The 13,657-nt window shown below is 71.0% G+C and carries 12 protein-coding genes; 4 read left to right on the forward strand and 8 right to left on the reverse strand.

What is annotated here, in order from left to right; all coding sequences use genetic code 11:
- Positions 1-183: 183 nt before the first annotated feature.
- Genes ACFXMF_RS42210 through pgsA form a run of 3 tightly spaced genes read right to left on the reverse strand, consistent with a single transcriptional unit; the run spans position 184 to position 2,929 of the window.
- Positions 184-1,305: a glycosyltransferase family 4 protein gene (locus ACFXMF_RS42210; RefSeq protein WP_360313789.1), complete on the reverse strand. Its 1,122-nt coding sequence runs from the start codon at positions 1,303-1,305 to the stop codon at positions 184-186.
- Positions 1,302-2,228, reverse strand: coding sequence for a phosphatidylinositol mannoside acyltransferase (locus tag ACFXMF_RS42215; protein WP_360313791.1), 927 nt, complete (start codon positions 2,226-2,228; stop codon positions 1,302-1,304). Before ACFXMF_RS42215 ends, ACFXMF_RS42210 begins: the two co-directional genes overlap by 4 nt.
- Complete coding sequence (gene pgsA, locus ACFXMF_RS42220; protein ID WP_379991241.1) at positions 2,225-2,929, reverse strand: phosphatidylinositol phosphate synthase; 705 nt, start codon at positions 2,927-2,929, stop codon at positions 2,225-2,227. Before pgsA ends, ACFXMF_RS42215 begins: the two co-directional genes overlap by 4 nt.
- A gap of 222 nt (positions 2,930-3,151) precedes the next feature.
- Here pgsA and ACFXMF_RS42225 point away from each other — a divergent pair, with 222 nt between their 5' ends.
- Complete coding sequence (locus ACFXMF_RS42225; RefSeq protein ID WP_379991242.1) at positions 3,152-5,311, forward strand: elongation factor G-like protein EF-G2; 2,160 nt, start codon at positions 3,152-3,154, stop codon at positions 5,309-5,311.
- Positions 5,312-5,398: 87 nt separating this feature from the next.
- On the opposite strand, the gene ACFXMF_RS42230 is transcribed toward ACFXMF_RS42225, so the two are convergent.
- The 5 genes from ACFXMF_RS42230 to thrS all read right to left on the reverse strand — a co-directional run bounded on the left by ACFXMF_RS42230 (position 5,399) and on the right by thrS (position 11,366).
- Positions 5,399-6,757 carry a hypothetical protein gene (locus tag ACFXMF_RS42230; RefSeq protein WP_360313797.1) on the reverse strand — a complete coding sequence of 453 codons (1,359 nt, stop codon included), beginning with the start codon at positions 6,755-6,757 and terminating at the stop codon, positions 5,399-5,401.
- Positions 6,758-6,972: 215 nt separating this feature from the next.
- On the reverse strand, positions 6,973-8,226 hold the full coding sequence (locus ACFXMF_RS42235; protein ID WP_379991243.1) for a glycosyltransferase 87 family protein: 1,254 nt from the start codon (positions 8,224-8,226) through the stop codon (positions 6,973-6,975).
- Positions 8,223-8,627, reverse strand: a complete 405-nt coding sequence (locus tag ACFXMF_RS42240; protein WP_126643328.1) for a thiol-disulfide oxidoreductase DCC family protein — start codon at positions 8,625-8,627, stop codon at positions 8,223-8,225. The genes ACFXMF_RS42235 and ACFXMF_RS42240 overlap by 4 nt, the downstream gene beginning before the upstream one ends.
- Before the next feature lie 121 nt (positions 8,628-8,748).
- On the reverse strand, positions 8,749-9,309 hold the full coding sequence (locus ACFXMF_RS42245; RefSeq protein WP_360313801.1) for an HIT domain-containing protein: 561 nt from the start codon (positions 9,307-9,309) through the stop codon (positions 8,749-8,751).
- 77 nt (positions 9,310-9,386) lie between these two features.
- On the reverse strand, positions 9,387-11,366 hold the full coding sequence (gene thrS / locus ACFXMF_RS42250) for a threonine--tRNA ligase (RefSeq protein ID WP_379991244.1): 1,980 nt from the start codon (positions 11,364-11,366) through the stop codon (positions 9,387-9,389).
- A 274-nt stretch (positions 11,367-11,640) separates the two neighbouring features.
- Here thrS and ACFXMF_RS42255 point away from each other — a divergent pair, with 274 nt between their 5' ends.
- The 3 genes from ACFXMF_RS42255 to ACFXMF_RS42265 all read left to right on the forward strand — a co-directional run bounded on the left by ACFXMF_RS42255 (position 11,641) and on the right by ACFXMF_RS42265 (position 13,525).
- A complete protein-coding gene (locus tag ACFXMF_RS42255) occupies positions 11,641-12,051 on the forward strand; it encodes a hypothetical protein (RefSeq protein WP_360313825.1) in 411 nt (136 codons plus the stop codon).
- Positions 12,052-12,113: 62 nt separating this feature from the next.
- Positions 12,114-12,836: a DUF3105 domain-containing protein gene (locus ACFXMF_RS42260; RefSeq protein WP_360313827.1), complete on the forward strand. Its 723-nt coding sequence runs from the start codon at positions 12,114-12,116 to the stop codon at positions 12,834-12,836.
- A complete protein-coding gene (locus tag ACFXMF_RS42265; protein ID WP_360313829.1) occupies positions 12,833-13,525 on the forward strand; it encodes a DUF305 domain-containing protein in 693 nt (230 codons plus the stop codon). The genes ACFXMF_RS42260 and ACFXMF_RS42265 overlap by 4 nt, the downstream gene beginning before the upstream one ends.
- The last annotated feature ends 132 nt before the right edge of the window (positions 13,526-13,657 follow it).

Raw genomic sequence — 13,657 nt, forward strand, 5'->3', positions numbered from 1 at the left:
GCGTTTGAGGCCAACCCAACCCGACCAACCCAGCCCGGCCGGCGTTTGAGGCCAACGCAACCCGACCAATCCAGCCCGGCCGGCGTTTGAGGCCAACCCAGCCCGACCAACCCAGCCCGGCCGGCGCTTGAGGCCAACCCAACCCGACCAACCCAGCCCGGCCGGCGCTTGAGGCCACCCCCGCTACGCCGCCGGCGCCCCCGCCGTGACCGTCTCGTACACGCCCAGGATGTCCGTCCCGACCGTCCCCCAGTCGTACCGCTGCACATGCTTGCGCCCGACCTCCCGCAACATCTCCCGCCGCTCGGGATCCCGAAGCAACCCCACCGCGGCAGCGGCAAGCGCCGAGGCGTCCTCCACCGCGAACAACTCCCCCGCCCGCCCCCCGTCCAGCACCTGACGAAACGCGTCCAGGTCACTGGCCAGCACCGGCGCCGACGCCGACATCGCCTCGACCAGGATGATCCCGAAGCTCTCGCCACCGGTGTTGGGCGCCACGTAGACGTCCACGCTGCGCAACAACCGCGCCTTGTCCAGGTCGCTGACCATGCCCAGGAAGGTGACCTGTCCGCGCAACGCCTCCGGCAGGTCCTCCACCGCCTGTTCGGCGTCCCCTCGCCCGGCCACCAGCAGCCGTACGCCCGGGAACGCCTCGACGATCCGCGGGAACGCCTCGATCAGCGTGGGCAGTCCCTTGCGCGATTCGTCGATCCGCCCGATGAAGCCGATGGTCGGCGCCTCGGGTGTGCCCTGCCACGTGGGCTCCACGGGTGCGTCGGCGAAGAAGCCGACATCCACGCCGTTGGGGATGACCACCGCGTCGCCGCCGAGGTGTTCGACCAGGGTGCGGCGCGCGTACTCGCTGACCGCGATCCGGGCGCTGATCTTCTCCAACGCGGGTTGCAGGATCGGGTAGGCCGCGATCATCGCCCGCGAGCGGGGGTTGGAGGTGTGGAAGGTGGCCACCACCGGGCCGGAGGCCGCCCAGCAGGCGAGCAACGACAGGCTGGGCGTGGCCGGTTCGTGGATGTGCAGCACGTCGAAGTGCCCGTCGTGGATCCACCGCCGCACCCGCGCGGCGGACAGGAAGCCGAAGTTGAGCCGGGCCACCGAGCCGTTGTAGCGCACCGGTACCGCTCGCCCGGCCGGCACCACGTAGTCCGGCAGCGGGGTGTCGTCGTCCGCCGGCGCCAGCACCGACACCTCGTGCCCGCGCGCGATCAGGTTCGCCGCGAGATCCCGCACGTGGTACTGCACACCGCCCGGCACGTCCCACGAGTAGGGGCACACGACGCCGATTCTCACTTGGCCTCCCCGATCCGGGCGAGCCGGCGTCGGTCCAGGTCGTCGAGCCACAGCGGCTGAAGCATGTGCCAGTCCTGCGGGTCGCGCGCGATCCCCCGGGCGTAGGCGTCCGCGACCTGCTGGGTCATCACCGCGATCTTCTCCCGGCGGGTGCCCTCGGCGGGCACCACGACCTCGGGGTGCAGCGTGCCCCGGATGACCTTGCCGTCCCACGGGAGGGTGACCGGAATCAGCGCCGCGCCGGTCTGCAGGGCCAGCGCGGCCGGCCCTGCGGCCATCCGGGTCTGCTCGCCGAAGAAGGTCACCGGCACGCCGGCGGTGGTCAGGTCGCGGTCGGAGAGCAGGCACAACAACCGACCCGCGCGCAGCCGCCGCGCCAACGTGCCGAACGTGTTGCCGTCGCCGCCGGTGAGCGGCAGCACCTCCATGCCCAGCGACTCGCGATAGTCCAGGAAGCGCCGGTACAGGGATTCCGGCTTCAGTCGTTCGGCGACCGTGGTGAACGGATAGCCCTTGAGCGTGATCCAGGCGCCGGCGTGGTCCCAGTTGCCCATATGCGGCAGCGCGAAGATCACCCCCTTGCCGCGGGCGCTGCACTTGTCCAACAGCGTCAGGTCGCACTCCATCCGGGCCAGCACCGTCTCGCGGTCCCACACCGGCAGCCGGAACGCCTCCTGGTAGTAGCGCAGGTAGGAGCGCATGCCCTCGCGGGAGAGCGCGCGAAGTTGCTCGGGCGTGGCATCGGGCCCCACGACCCGACGCAGATTGGCCTCCAACTGGAGCACGCCGCCGCCGCGTCGTCGCCAGACCAGGTCGGCGATCCGGCGGAAGGCGGCCGTGGCGACCGGCTCGGGCAGCCGCTTGACCACCGACCAGCCCAGGGCGTACCCGGTGTCGGCCAGCCGCTGCCCGACGTCGGTCACGGCTTGTCACCTCCGGACACCGCGTTGTCGATCGCGGATGCCGAGCGATGGATCGCGATCATCCGCTGGAAGACCGTGATCAGGCTGCCCACCGCGATGAACCACAGTGCGGCCTCCTGGATGTACGGCACACCCATTCCGTCGAGACCGGTGGCCACCAGCGAGATGACCAGTCGCTCGGCCCGCTCGATCAGTCCGGAGACGTCGCAGGCCAGACCCAGGCTCTCGGCCCTGGCCTTGGAGTACGACACGACCTGGCCGGACCCGAGGCAGAAGATCGCCAGGATGCACATGCGCAGGTTGTCGCCGTCGCCGGCGAACCAGATCGCCAGCGCGCCGAAGATCGCGGCGTCCGCGACCCGGTCCAGCGTGGAGTCGAGGAAGGCCCCCCATTTGGTCGAGCGGCCCAACTGGCGCGCCATGTTGCCGTCGACCAGGTCGGAGAAGATGAACGCGGTGATGACGAGCGTGCCGGTGAGGAACCAGCCGATCGGGAAGAACACCAGCGCCGCGACGACCACCCCGAGGGTGCCGATCAGCGTCACCGTGTCCGGACTCACGTTGTGACGCAGCAGAAAGCTCGCGAACGGGGTGAGCACACGCGTGAAGAAGGCACGAGCGTATTTGTTGAGCATCGCCTTCCCGAAGGATTGCCGGGGCGGCGGGGGATCCGGTGGACTCGACCCGCCTGGTGCGCCCATCGTACTGACGCGGTCGTGCCTCCCGAGCCCCCCGTCGCCCGGGCGTGCCGCGTTGGAGAACATCACGTACGGCGAGGACACTTGTACTCGGTCGGACGTCGGGGCAATGCTGCCGTTCAGGAATCGATTTGCGGACGTTGGCGTACCGACGACCGACTTGCACCTGCGCGTCCCGGGGACGTCGACGACGACCACATCGGATGGACAACCAGGAGGTGGCACATGGCGGATAAATCCGGAGCAAACGCCGGAACCGTCGGCAGGGTAACCGCGCCGGCGAGCCCGGACTCGGTGCGCAACGTGGTGCTGGTGGGCCACACGGGGGCGGGCAAGACGACATTGGTGGAGTCCCTGCTCGTGGCGACCGGGACGATTCCCCGGGCCGGTCGCGTCGAGGACGGGACGACCGTGTCCGACTTCGAGGACATCGAACACCGCCAGCACCGCTCGGTGGCGCTGTCCCTGTCCCCCGTCGAATTCGACGGCGTGAAGATCAACCTGCTCGACACCCCCGGCTACGCGGACTTCGTCGGCGACCTGCGGGCGGGCCTGCGCGCCGCGGACGCCGCGCTGTTCGTGGTCTCGGCCGCGGACGGCGTGGACGGCTCGACCCGGATGCTCTGGGACGAGTGCGCCTCGGTCGGCATGCCCCGCGCGATCGTGATCACCAAGCTCGACCAGGCGCGCGCCGACTTCGACGAGATGGTGCTGATCTGCCAGCGGGTGTTCGGCGACCCCGACTCGGACACCGTGTTGCCGCTCTACCTGCCGCTGCACGGCGAGGACGAGAGCGTCGCGGGTCTGATGGGCCTGCTCACCCAGCGGGTCTACGACTACTCCTCGGGCACTCGTCGGACGCTGGACCCCGACCCCGAGCACCTGCCGCTGATCGAGGACGCCCGCAATCGGCTGATCGAGGGCATCATCGCGGAGAGCGAGGACGAGTCCCTGATGGACCGCTACCTCTCCGGCGAGCCGATCGACGTCGACACGCTGATCGCCGACCTGGAGACCGCGGTCGCCCGAGGTTCGTTCTACCCGGTGCTCGCGGTCGCGCCCGACGGGCTGGGCACCATCGAACTCCTGGAGGGCATCGTCCGGGCCTGTCCGGCGCCGCCCGAGCACGAGGTGTTGCCGGTCACCACCCCCGACGGGAAGCCCCGCGACCCGCTGACCTGCGACCCCGAGGGGCCGCTCGCGGCCGAGGTGGTCAAGACGACATCCGACCCGTACGTGGGCCGGATCTCGCTGGTGCGGGTCTTCTCCGGCACGCTGCGCCCGGACATGACGGTGCACGTCTCCGGGCACGGGATGGCCGATCGCGGACACGAGGACCACGACCTGGACGAGCGCATCGGCGCGATGTCGATCCCGCTGGGCAAACACCAGCGCTCGCTCAACCGCGGCATCGCCGGCGACATCGTCGCGGTCGCCAAGCTGACCCGAGCCGAGACCGGCGACACCATCTCGGACAAGGACGATCCGCTGCTGATGGAGCCGTGGATGATGCCCGACCCGCTGCTGCCGGTGGCCATCCGCGCGCACAGCAAGGCGGACGAGGACAAACTTTCCCAGTCGCTGGCCCGGCTGGTCGCCGAGGATCCGACGCTGCGCCTGGAACACAACATCGACACCCACCAGTTGGTGTTGTGGTGCATGGGCGAGGCACATGTCGAAGTGCTCCTGGACCGGCTGCGCAGTCGCTACGGCGTCGCGGTGGACGCGGTGGCGCACAAGGTGTCGCTGCGCGAGACGTTCGCGGAGAAGGCCAGCGGGCGCGGCCGACACGTGAAACAGTCCGGCGGGCACGGCCAGTTCGCGATCTGCGAGATCGACGTCGAACCGCTGCCGGGCGGATCCGGGTTCGAGTTCGTCGACAAGGTGTTCGGCGGTTCGGTGCCGCGCAACTTCATCCCGTCGGTGGAGAAGGGCGTCCGGGCCCAGATGGAGAAGGGCGTCGCGGCCGGCTATCCGATGGTCGACCTGCGTGTGACGCTGACCGACGGCAAGGCCCACTCGGTCGACTCGTCCGACATGGCCTTCCAGATGGCGGGCTCGCTGGCGCTGCGCGAGGCCGCCGCGAGCACCCGGATCCACCTGCTGGAACCGGTCTCGGAGGTACGGGTCACCGTCTCCGACGAGTACGTCGGCGGTGTGCTGAGCGACCTGAGCTCGCGCCGCGGCCGGGTGGTGGGTACCGAGCCGATCGGCTCGGGCCGCACCCTGATCCGCGCCGAGGTCCCGGAGATCGAGATCAGCCGCTACGCGATCGACCTGCGCTCGATCAGCCACGGCACCGGCCAGTTCGCCCGCACCTACTGCCGCCACGACCCGATGCCCCCGCAACTCGCCGCGAAGGTCACCAGCGACGCGGACGCCTGACCCGAAGGCACATCGGGTGACACCGGTCCGGGGTCGACGTCCGTGACGCGCCCCGGCCCGGGTACCCCGATCCCCCGCCGCGCGGCGTCAGGGAATCGGGAGGGGACCGTCCAGGGCCGTCAGGGCGAGCAGGACGGTCGCCGAGGTCCAGGCCAGCGGGGCCACCGAGGCCGGCTTGCCGTTCTTGTCGACCTTCTCGGGCAGCGAGCCGAACGCCGTCCGGTGGTCGGCGAGCCAGTCGAGCCGGTGCTCCGCGCCGGCCCGGTCGCCGCTCGCCGCGCTGAACAGTGCGAAGGAGGCGGTTTCCGGGGTCCAGGCCGCGGTGGGGTCGCCGGCCCAGTGTTCGCCCGGCAGGATGCCTCCGTTGGGCAGGGTGAGCAGCTCCGCGGATCGGCGCACCGCGCTCGCGACACCGGCGTCCGCGCGAGCGAACGGCGGGCCCAGCCAGGTCACCGCGGTGTCCGCGCCGCCCTTGGCCGAGGCCGTGCGCGGGTAGTCGTGCGGCCCGAACGCCTCCCGGATGCCGCGGTCGAGGCGGGCCGAGGCGCCCGCCCAGCGCCCCGCGGCGGGCTCGTCCCCGGTGCGGCGGGCCAGGTCGGCGGCGGCGCGCAGGCCGGCCGACAGGGGTGCGGCGGTGCCCAGGGTGACCTGGTCGGTGCGGGTTTCCCAGTAGTCCGAGCCCCGAGGCGGCAACCCGTTCGGGCGCAGCCGGCCGGCCGCCGCGTCACCGGCCGCGCGCACCGTCGGCCACAGTTCCCGCAGGGCCGCCGCGGTCTCCGGGGCCTTGGCGTCCTGGTGGACGTACCAGAACCAGATCGCCCACGGCACCCATCCGTTGCCGTCCAACTGGGCCGCCCGACCGTCGCCGACCGGCCCGCCGTCCAGCCGGTAGCGCGCCTCCCAGGTGCCGTCGGGGCGTTGCAACGCGGCCAGTCGGCGCAGCACCGCGAGGGCCTCCCGGTGGTGTCCGGTGGCGGTGAACGCCGCCGCGACCCAGGCCGCGTCGCGCGGCCAGACGTACTTCCAGATCCCGAACCAGGCCGCCGCCACCGACCCGTCGGCCTGGGTCAGCACGCGCATGTCCAGCAGCGCGCGCTCGGCCATCGCCCGGTGGCGCGGGGTCGTGCCCGGCACGGTGCCCTCGGCGAGCCAGGCCCGCTCGGCGTCGGTGGGCGGGGTCGCGGGCGCGTCGGTGGGCAGTGCCAGGGGGCCCTCGGGGCCGGATATGACGCCGCCGAGGAGCAGCGGTCGTGTGGTGCGTGGTGGGGGCGCCGCGCCGCCCACGGTGGCGATGATGCCGAGCGTGATGAGCAGGCCGACCACGGCGATGCCGATCGGGCGGAACCTGCCGAGTGAGCGGGTCCGCCGTGCGGGGCCGCCGGTCGGCTCGTGGGGGGTTCGGCGGGCACTGCGGCCGATGCCGGGGGGTCGGGCCTTGTCACTCATCCGCGCCGTCTCCGCCCCCGTGCCCCTCGCCGCCTTTCGCGCGGCCGGGCCGATCCCCGTTCGGCTCAGTCTAGGCATGATCGGATCATCGTTCGAACCGTCGTCGGACCCCCGCCCGCTCCTCGCCCCGTCACCCGCATCGCGCCCACCTCGTCGTACGATCCGCGCGGGTCCGCCGGGGCGGATGGGACGGATCACCTGAAAGTACGACGAGTCTACGAAGCGGGATCCGGATCGGGCTCGGCGGTCGGGGCCAAACCGGTCGAACGGGTGAAATGTCGGCGATCGGCGTACAGCGCCCACGCCGCCGTGATCAACCCGAGCACCGCGACCAGCACATACGCGTTGCCCACGACCAGTTGCCAACCGTGGAGGTCCAACTCGCCGCCGTCGCCGAACGGCACCGTCCACACGATCCCGCTCGGCAACACCCCGGACACCCGGGCACGCTCCATCGGATAGGCCGCAGCGACCGCGAACACCGCCACCAGGGTGACCCACGCGACCGGCGACCGAATGCGCCGGACCCGATCCGCGAGCACGATCACCAACGGCAGCGCCCACACCCAGTGGTGCGTCCAGGAGATCGGCGACACCAACAGCGCGGTCAGCGCGCAGAACCCCATCCCGGCCAACGCCGCCCCGCGCCGCGCCGCCACGACGGCGAGCGTCAGGGCCGGCGCCGCGATAAGGACCGCGAGCAGCGGCCACAACCACCCGGGCGGCGACTGCGCGCCGAACTGCCGGGTCACCGCGCCGTGCACGGACTGATTGCCGGGGAACTGGGCCAGCCCTATCCGGGTGTCGTCCAGGAACAACCCGCCCCAGTAGTCCGCGCATTCGCTCGGCAGCACCGCGAACGCCGCCACCACCGTGCCGACGAACACGCCCAGCGCGGTCAACCCCTCGCGCACGCGTCCGGTGAGCAGCAGATAGGGGATGAAGATCGCCGGGGTGAGTTTGAGCCCGGCCGCCAGGCCGACCCCGACCCCGGTGAGGCGGGCGCCGCGCGGGCGGGCGAAGTCGGCCAGCACCAGGACCAGCAGCAGCAGGTTGATCTGCCCGAAGCGCAGGTTCTCCTGGACCGGCTCGGTCCACAACAGCGCGGCGGCGCTCAGCGCGGTCGCCCGCACCCGGGCCTCGCCGCGCAGCCCGAGGATCCCCCAGGCGAGCCAGGTCGCCGTACCGAGCAAGGCCAGATTGCCCGCCACCCCGACCACCTCGACCACACCCCACGGCAGCCAGGCCAACGGCGTGAAGGTCAGCCCGGCCCACGGCGTGTAGGTGAACGGCAGCCGCCCGGGCCGGATCGTGTACAGGTCACCGTGCCCGGCGAGCACGTCCACGCCGCCCTGGCGATACACCTTCAGATCGCCCAGCCACCACATGTCCGAGGAACCGAAGGTGCCCAGGAGGAGATACGCGGCGAGCGAGCACGCGGCCACCGCGAGGGCCGCCCGGCGGGTCACCCCGCAGCGTTGACGGTGTCCGGCCGCAGGTGCGCCGGCATCGCGCACGCCGGTGTCCCGCCGGGCATCCGGTCACGGTTGTCCGCGACCAGGCGGTACACGCCGTGTGCGGCGATGCTGACCGGCTGCACCCGCAGCGCGGCACCGGCCAGGGCCCACGGGCCGCCGGCGTTCATCAGCAGCTTGGCCACCGCGTGGTGTCCGCCGTACACGGTGCCGACGGGCGTCACCCACAACACCTCGTGCTCGGCGCGGTGCTGCTCGACGCCGAGTTCCTCGAGTTCGGCGAACTGCCAGGCCACCACGTCGGCGTCGAACGGGATGTGTTTCTGCGCGAACTCCACCGACCGGGTGCAGAACCCGCAGTCGCCGTCGTACACGAGAACCGGTCGTGCGCTCAAAGCTCTTCTCCTTGACAACTGCCGCTTGGATCCTGCCATCGCACCGACTCCACCCACCGGCTCCGAGCGCGCCCGCCTCGCTCGCGGCGAGTACGCGCGCCTCGAACGCCGGCCGACCCGGTCAGTCGACCGGCCACGCGGAGGCCAACATCTCGCGGGTCTCCGCGAGCAGTTGCGGCAGCACCTTGGTGTGACCGACCACGGGCATGAAGTTGGTGTCGCCGCCCCAGCGCGGCACCAGATGCTGGTGCAGGTGCGCGGCGATCCCCGCCCCGGCGACATGCCCCTGGTTCATCCCGATGTTGAATCCCTGCGCGCCCGAAACCTTGCGCAGGGTGACCATCGCGAGCTTGGTGAACCGGGCGAGCTCGATCGTCTCCGCGTCGTCCAGGTCGGTGTAGTCCGCGACGTGCCGGTAGGGCACCACCATCAGGTGACCACCGTTGTACGGGTACAGATTCAGCACCGCGTAGACCTGCTCACCCCGCGCGACGACGAGCCCCTCGACATCGCTCAGCGAGGGAATCCGGCAGAACGGGCACCCGTCGTCGGGCGTCGGCCCCGACGGCTTGTTCTCGCCCTTGATGTACGCCATCCGATGGGGAGTCCACAGCCTGCCGAAGGCATCCGGCCCCCCAACCCCGTCCTGCATCTCGGGCTCGCTCGTCATGCCAGGAAGCATATGCCGTGGGTCGGAGCGGGCCGCGCCCCGGTGACCGCGCTGTCGCGCGGCCCCGGGCCACGGCCGGTGACACCGCGTCAGATCTGGATGCGGTCCTGGACGGCCTTGACGATCTCGGCCACCGCGTCGTCGACCGCGACGCCGTTGTTCTGCTCGCCGTTGCGGTAGCGGAAGCTGACCGCGCCGGCCTGTACGTCCTCGTCGCCCGCGAGCAGCATGTACGGGATCTTGAACTTGTTGGCGTTGCGGATCTTCTTCTGCATGCGGTCCGCCGAGTCGTCGATCTCGACCCGGATGCCGTGCGACTTGAGCTTGGCCGCGACCTCGTGCAGGTACGGGACGTGCTCCTCGGTGATCGGGATGCCGACCACCTGGACCGGCGCGAGCCACGGCGGCATCTTGCCCGCGTAATGCTCCAGCAGGACCGCGAAGAAGCGCTCGATCGAGCCGAACAGCGCACGGTGGATCATCACCGGCTGCTGCCGGGAGCCGTCGGAGGCGGTGTACTCCAGGTCGAAGCGCTCCGGCAGGTTGAAGTCGACCTGGATGGTCGACATCTGCCAGGTGCGCCCGATCGCGTCCTTGGCCTGGACCGAGATCTTCGGGCCGTAGAACGCGGCGCCGCCCGGGTCGTCGACGAGCTCCAGGCCCTGCTTCTGCGCGGCCTGGCGCAGCGTTTCGGTGGCCTCGGTCCAGTTCTCCTCGGTGCCGATCGACTTCTCCGGGTTCCTGGTGGACAGCTCCAGGTAGAAGTCGTCGAGCCCGTAGTCGCGCAGCAGGTTCAGCACGAAGGTCAGCAGCGAGTCCAACTCGCCCGACATCTGCTCGCGCGTGCAGTAGATGTGCGCGTCGTCCTGGGTGAAGCCGCGGGCGCGGGTGAGGCCGTGCACCACGCCGGACTTCTCGTAGCGGTAGACCGTGCCGAACTCGAACAGGCGCAGCGGGAACTCCCGGTACGAGCGCCCCCGGGCCCGGTAGATCAGGTTGTGCATCGGGCAGTTCATCGGCTTGAGGTAGTAGCTCTGGCCCTCGTCCAGCTCCATCGGCGGGTACATGCCGTCGGCGTACCAGTCCAGGTGGCCGGAGACCTCGAAGAGCTTGCCCTTGGTGGCGTGCGGCGTGTAGACGAACTCGTAGCCGGCCTCCTCGTGCCGACGCCGCGAGTAGTCCTCCATGGTGCGGCGGATGATGCCGCCCTTGGGGTGGAAGACGGCCAGGCCCGAGCCGATCTCCTCCGGGATGGAGAACAGGTCCAGCTCGGCGCCGAGCTTGCGGTGGTCGCGCTTCTCGGCCTCCTCCAGGAAGGTCGTGTACGCCTTGAGCTCGTCCTTGCTCGGCCACGCGGTGCCGTAGATGCGCTGGAGCTGCTTGTTCTTCTCGCTGCCGCGCCAGTAGGCGGCGGCCGAGCGCATCAGCTTGAACGCGGGAATGTTGCGGGTGGTGGGCAGGTGCGGGCCTCGGCAGAGGTCCTTCCAGCACAGCTCGCCGGTCTTCGCGTTCAGGTTGTCGTAGATGGTCAGCTCACCGGCGCCGACCTCGGCGGAAGCGCCCTCGGCGGCCTCGGCGGCGGCGCCCTTGAGGCCGATCAGCTCCAGCTTGTACGGCTCGTCGGCCAGCTCGGCGCACGCCTCCTCGTCGGTGGTGACCCGGCGGGCGAAGCGCTGACCCTGCTTGATGATCTCCTGCATCTTCTTCTCGATGCGCTTGAGATCGTCGGGGTGGAACGGCGTCTCGACGTCGAAGTCGTAGTAGAAGCCGTCCTTGATCGGCGGGCCGATGCCCAGCTTGGCCTCGGGGAACAGCTCCTGGACCGCCTGCGCCAGCACGTGCGCGGCGGAGTGGCGCAGGATGTTCAGGCCGTCCGGGGAGCCGATCTCGACCGGCTCGATCTCGTCGCCGTCGAGCACGACGTACGCCAGGTCCACGAGCCGGCCGGCCACGCGCGCGGCGACCACCGAGCGGTCGCCTTCGAAGAGCTCGGCAGCCGTAGTGCCCGTGGTCACCACCCGCTCGTCCCGGTCCGGGTCGCGGCTGATGGTCACTCGGGCTTGGGACACCGTTCGTCTCCTGACATGTGGCTGGTGGGTGCTGGGCGGCGCTGGGTGCATCGCTCGCACACCGATGCTATCGAGCCGCCGGCGGGAACCTCGCCTCGGTTTGCCCCGGTCCCGGCCGGCACCCGGCCCGGGCCCGGCGGGTGCGGCTCGGGGGTCGAGGCGGACTCGCGTACGGCCGTGTCGCCGCCGGGTCGCCATCACGTTGCCCTCACGACGACGAAAGATCCTGCCCCGACTTCCCACAGGGTCACTCGTTCGGGTGAGAATAGGGCCCGTGACGCAACGGATGGCCTCGCTGGCAGTCCCGCTGCGGCCGGTGATCCGGCTGTTGGCCGGGGCTGTACTGGCGTGCGCCGCGCTGCTCGGCAGCGCCTTTCCGATCCACGCCGAGTCGGTGCCCTCGACCGCGACGATCCCGACGGTGTGTCCCTTTCATCACACCGCGCACCAGGACCGGGACAGCAGCGGGCCGGACGACAAGGGCGACGGGTCGGGGCGATGCGGTGACCGCTCGCACGCGTGCGTGCCCGCCACCGTTCCACCGCTGCCGCCGGTGGTCGCCCCCGCGCCCAGCTCGATGCTCCCGCCGTGGTTGGCCGAACCGGACGCCGTCGGCATCGCACTCGCGCCCAGGCCCGCCGAGGACGCCTCCGATCTGACGGTGCTCTGCGTCAGTCGTACGTGATCCGCGCGGCACACCCTCGCACGGCCCACAGACGAATCCCGGAATCGGAATAAGGCGGAGCCATGGGGCAACAGTCCCCCAACACCTCGAAGAAGCAGAGCAAGGCGCAGAAATCCGCCCGAATGGCGGCGACGCGTGAGCGGGTGGCCGCTCAGCGCGAGCAGGAGCGCAAGGCCGCCAAGCGCCGCTCGGCGATCATCTTCGCCGCCTCGGGCCTCGCGGTCCTCGCCCTGGTGGCGGGGCTGACCGCCGTGGTCATGTCGTCCGACGACGAGGGCGACAAGCCGGGCGGCGCCAACAACGTCATCGCCGACGTCAAGCCCGACCCCAGCGTCAAGAGCGACATAGTCGGGGTGAGCGCGTACACGGCGTCCCAGGGGCACATCTCCAAGCCCAAGGAAGTCACCTACAAGCAGAGCCCGCCGGTCGGCGGCGAGCACGACCCGGTCTGGCAGAACTGCGGGATCTACGACTCCCCGGTGCCGAACCGCAACGGCGTGCACTCGCTGGAGCACGGCACGGTGTGGATCACCTACCAGTCGAATCTGCCCGCGGACCAGTTGGAAGTCCTGAAGTCCAAGGTCAAGGGCAAGACGTACATGATGCTCAGCCCGTACGACGGCCTGGACAAGCCGGTCGTCGCCTCGGCGTGGGGCCTCCAGCTCAAGCTCGACAACGCGAGCGACCCGCGGCTGGACCAGTTCATCAAGGAGTACAAGGAAGGCAAGCAGACCCCGGAGCCCGGTTCGCCGTGCACGGGCGGCGTCGGGAAGCCCACCTCGTGAGGCCCCGCGCACGCGTCGCGCTGATCGTGGCGACCGGGCTGCTCGCGGTACCGGCGCTGGCGGCCTGTTCGTCCGACGACTCGGCCGAGCCGGCCGCGGCGACCGCGCCCACCCGCGCGCTCGGCCCGGCGCCGGCCGCGGTGCCGAATCCGCCGGCCGACGATTCCGTCGACGCCGGGTTCGCGCGCGACATGCGCACGCACCACGCCCAGGCCGTGCAGATGGCGATGATGGTCCGCGATCTGACCCAGGACGACGCGACCCGCAAGCTCGCGTACGACATCGCGCTGACCCAGCAGGAGCAGATCGGCCGGATGGCGTCCTGGCTCCAGCTGTGGGGCCTGACCCTCGGCTCGACCCGGCCGGTGATGCAGTGGATGACGCCGGGTTCGATGCCGGGCCACTCCGGGCACGGCACGCCGTCGGCGGGCGCGGACACCCAGCTCATGCCGGGCATGGCCACGCAGGCGCAGTTGGACAAGCTGGCGACGTTGCACGGCAAGGACGCCGAGGTGATGTTCCTCCAGCTCATGATCACCCACCACGAGGCCGGTGTGGCGATGGCCCGCGAGGGCGTCGCGCGCGCGCAGGTCCAGCAGGTCCGAGACCTGGCCAACACGATGGTGGTGGGCCAGAGCTCGGAGATCGACCTGATGCGGTCGATGCTGACGGAGCGTGGGGCCGGCTAGCGGTTCGAGAAGGCGAGTGGGGCGCGGGATCGGCATCGATCCCCCCCCCCCCCCGCGGTTTGGCGCCGGGTCAGACCAAGACGGGGGCCCGCGCCCCGCCCGCGGGGCGCCCCGCGCGCCCCACGCCGCCCA

The sequence above is a fragment of the Embleya sp. NPDC059213 genome (genome assembly GCF_042754445.1).
Lineage (GTDB): Bacteria > Actinomycetota > Actinomycetes > Streptomycetales > Streptomycetaceae > Embleya.

What these genes read in the sequence shown, in the direction of transcription:
- pgsA (WP_379991241.1), bottom strand. Translation starts at nt 2,929, where the DNA reads ATGGGCGCACCAGGCGGGTCGAGTCCACCGGATCCCCCGCCGCCCCGG.
- ACFXMF_RS42225 (WP_379991242.1), top strand. Translation starts at nt 3,152, where the DNA reads ATGGCGGATAAATCCGGAGCAAACGCCGGAACCGTCGGCAGGGTAACC.
- ACFXMF_RS42230 (WP_360313797.1), bottom strand. Translation starts at nt 6,757, where the DNA reads ATGAGTGACAAGGCCCGACCCCCCGGCATCGGCCGCAGTGCCCGCCGA.
- ACFXMF_RS42245 (WP_360313801.1), bottom strand. Translation starts at nt 9,309, where the DNA reads ATGCTTCCTGGCATGACGAGCGAGCCCGAGATGCAGGACGGGGTTGGG.
- ACFXMF_RS42260 (WP_360313827.1), top strand. Translation starts at nt 12,114, where the DNA reads ATGGGGCAACAGTCCCCCAACACCTCGAAGAAGCAGAGCAAGGCGCAG.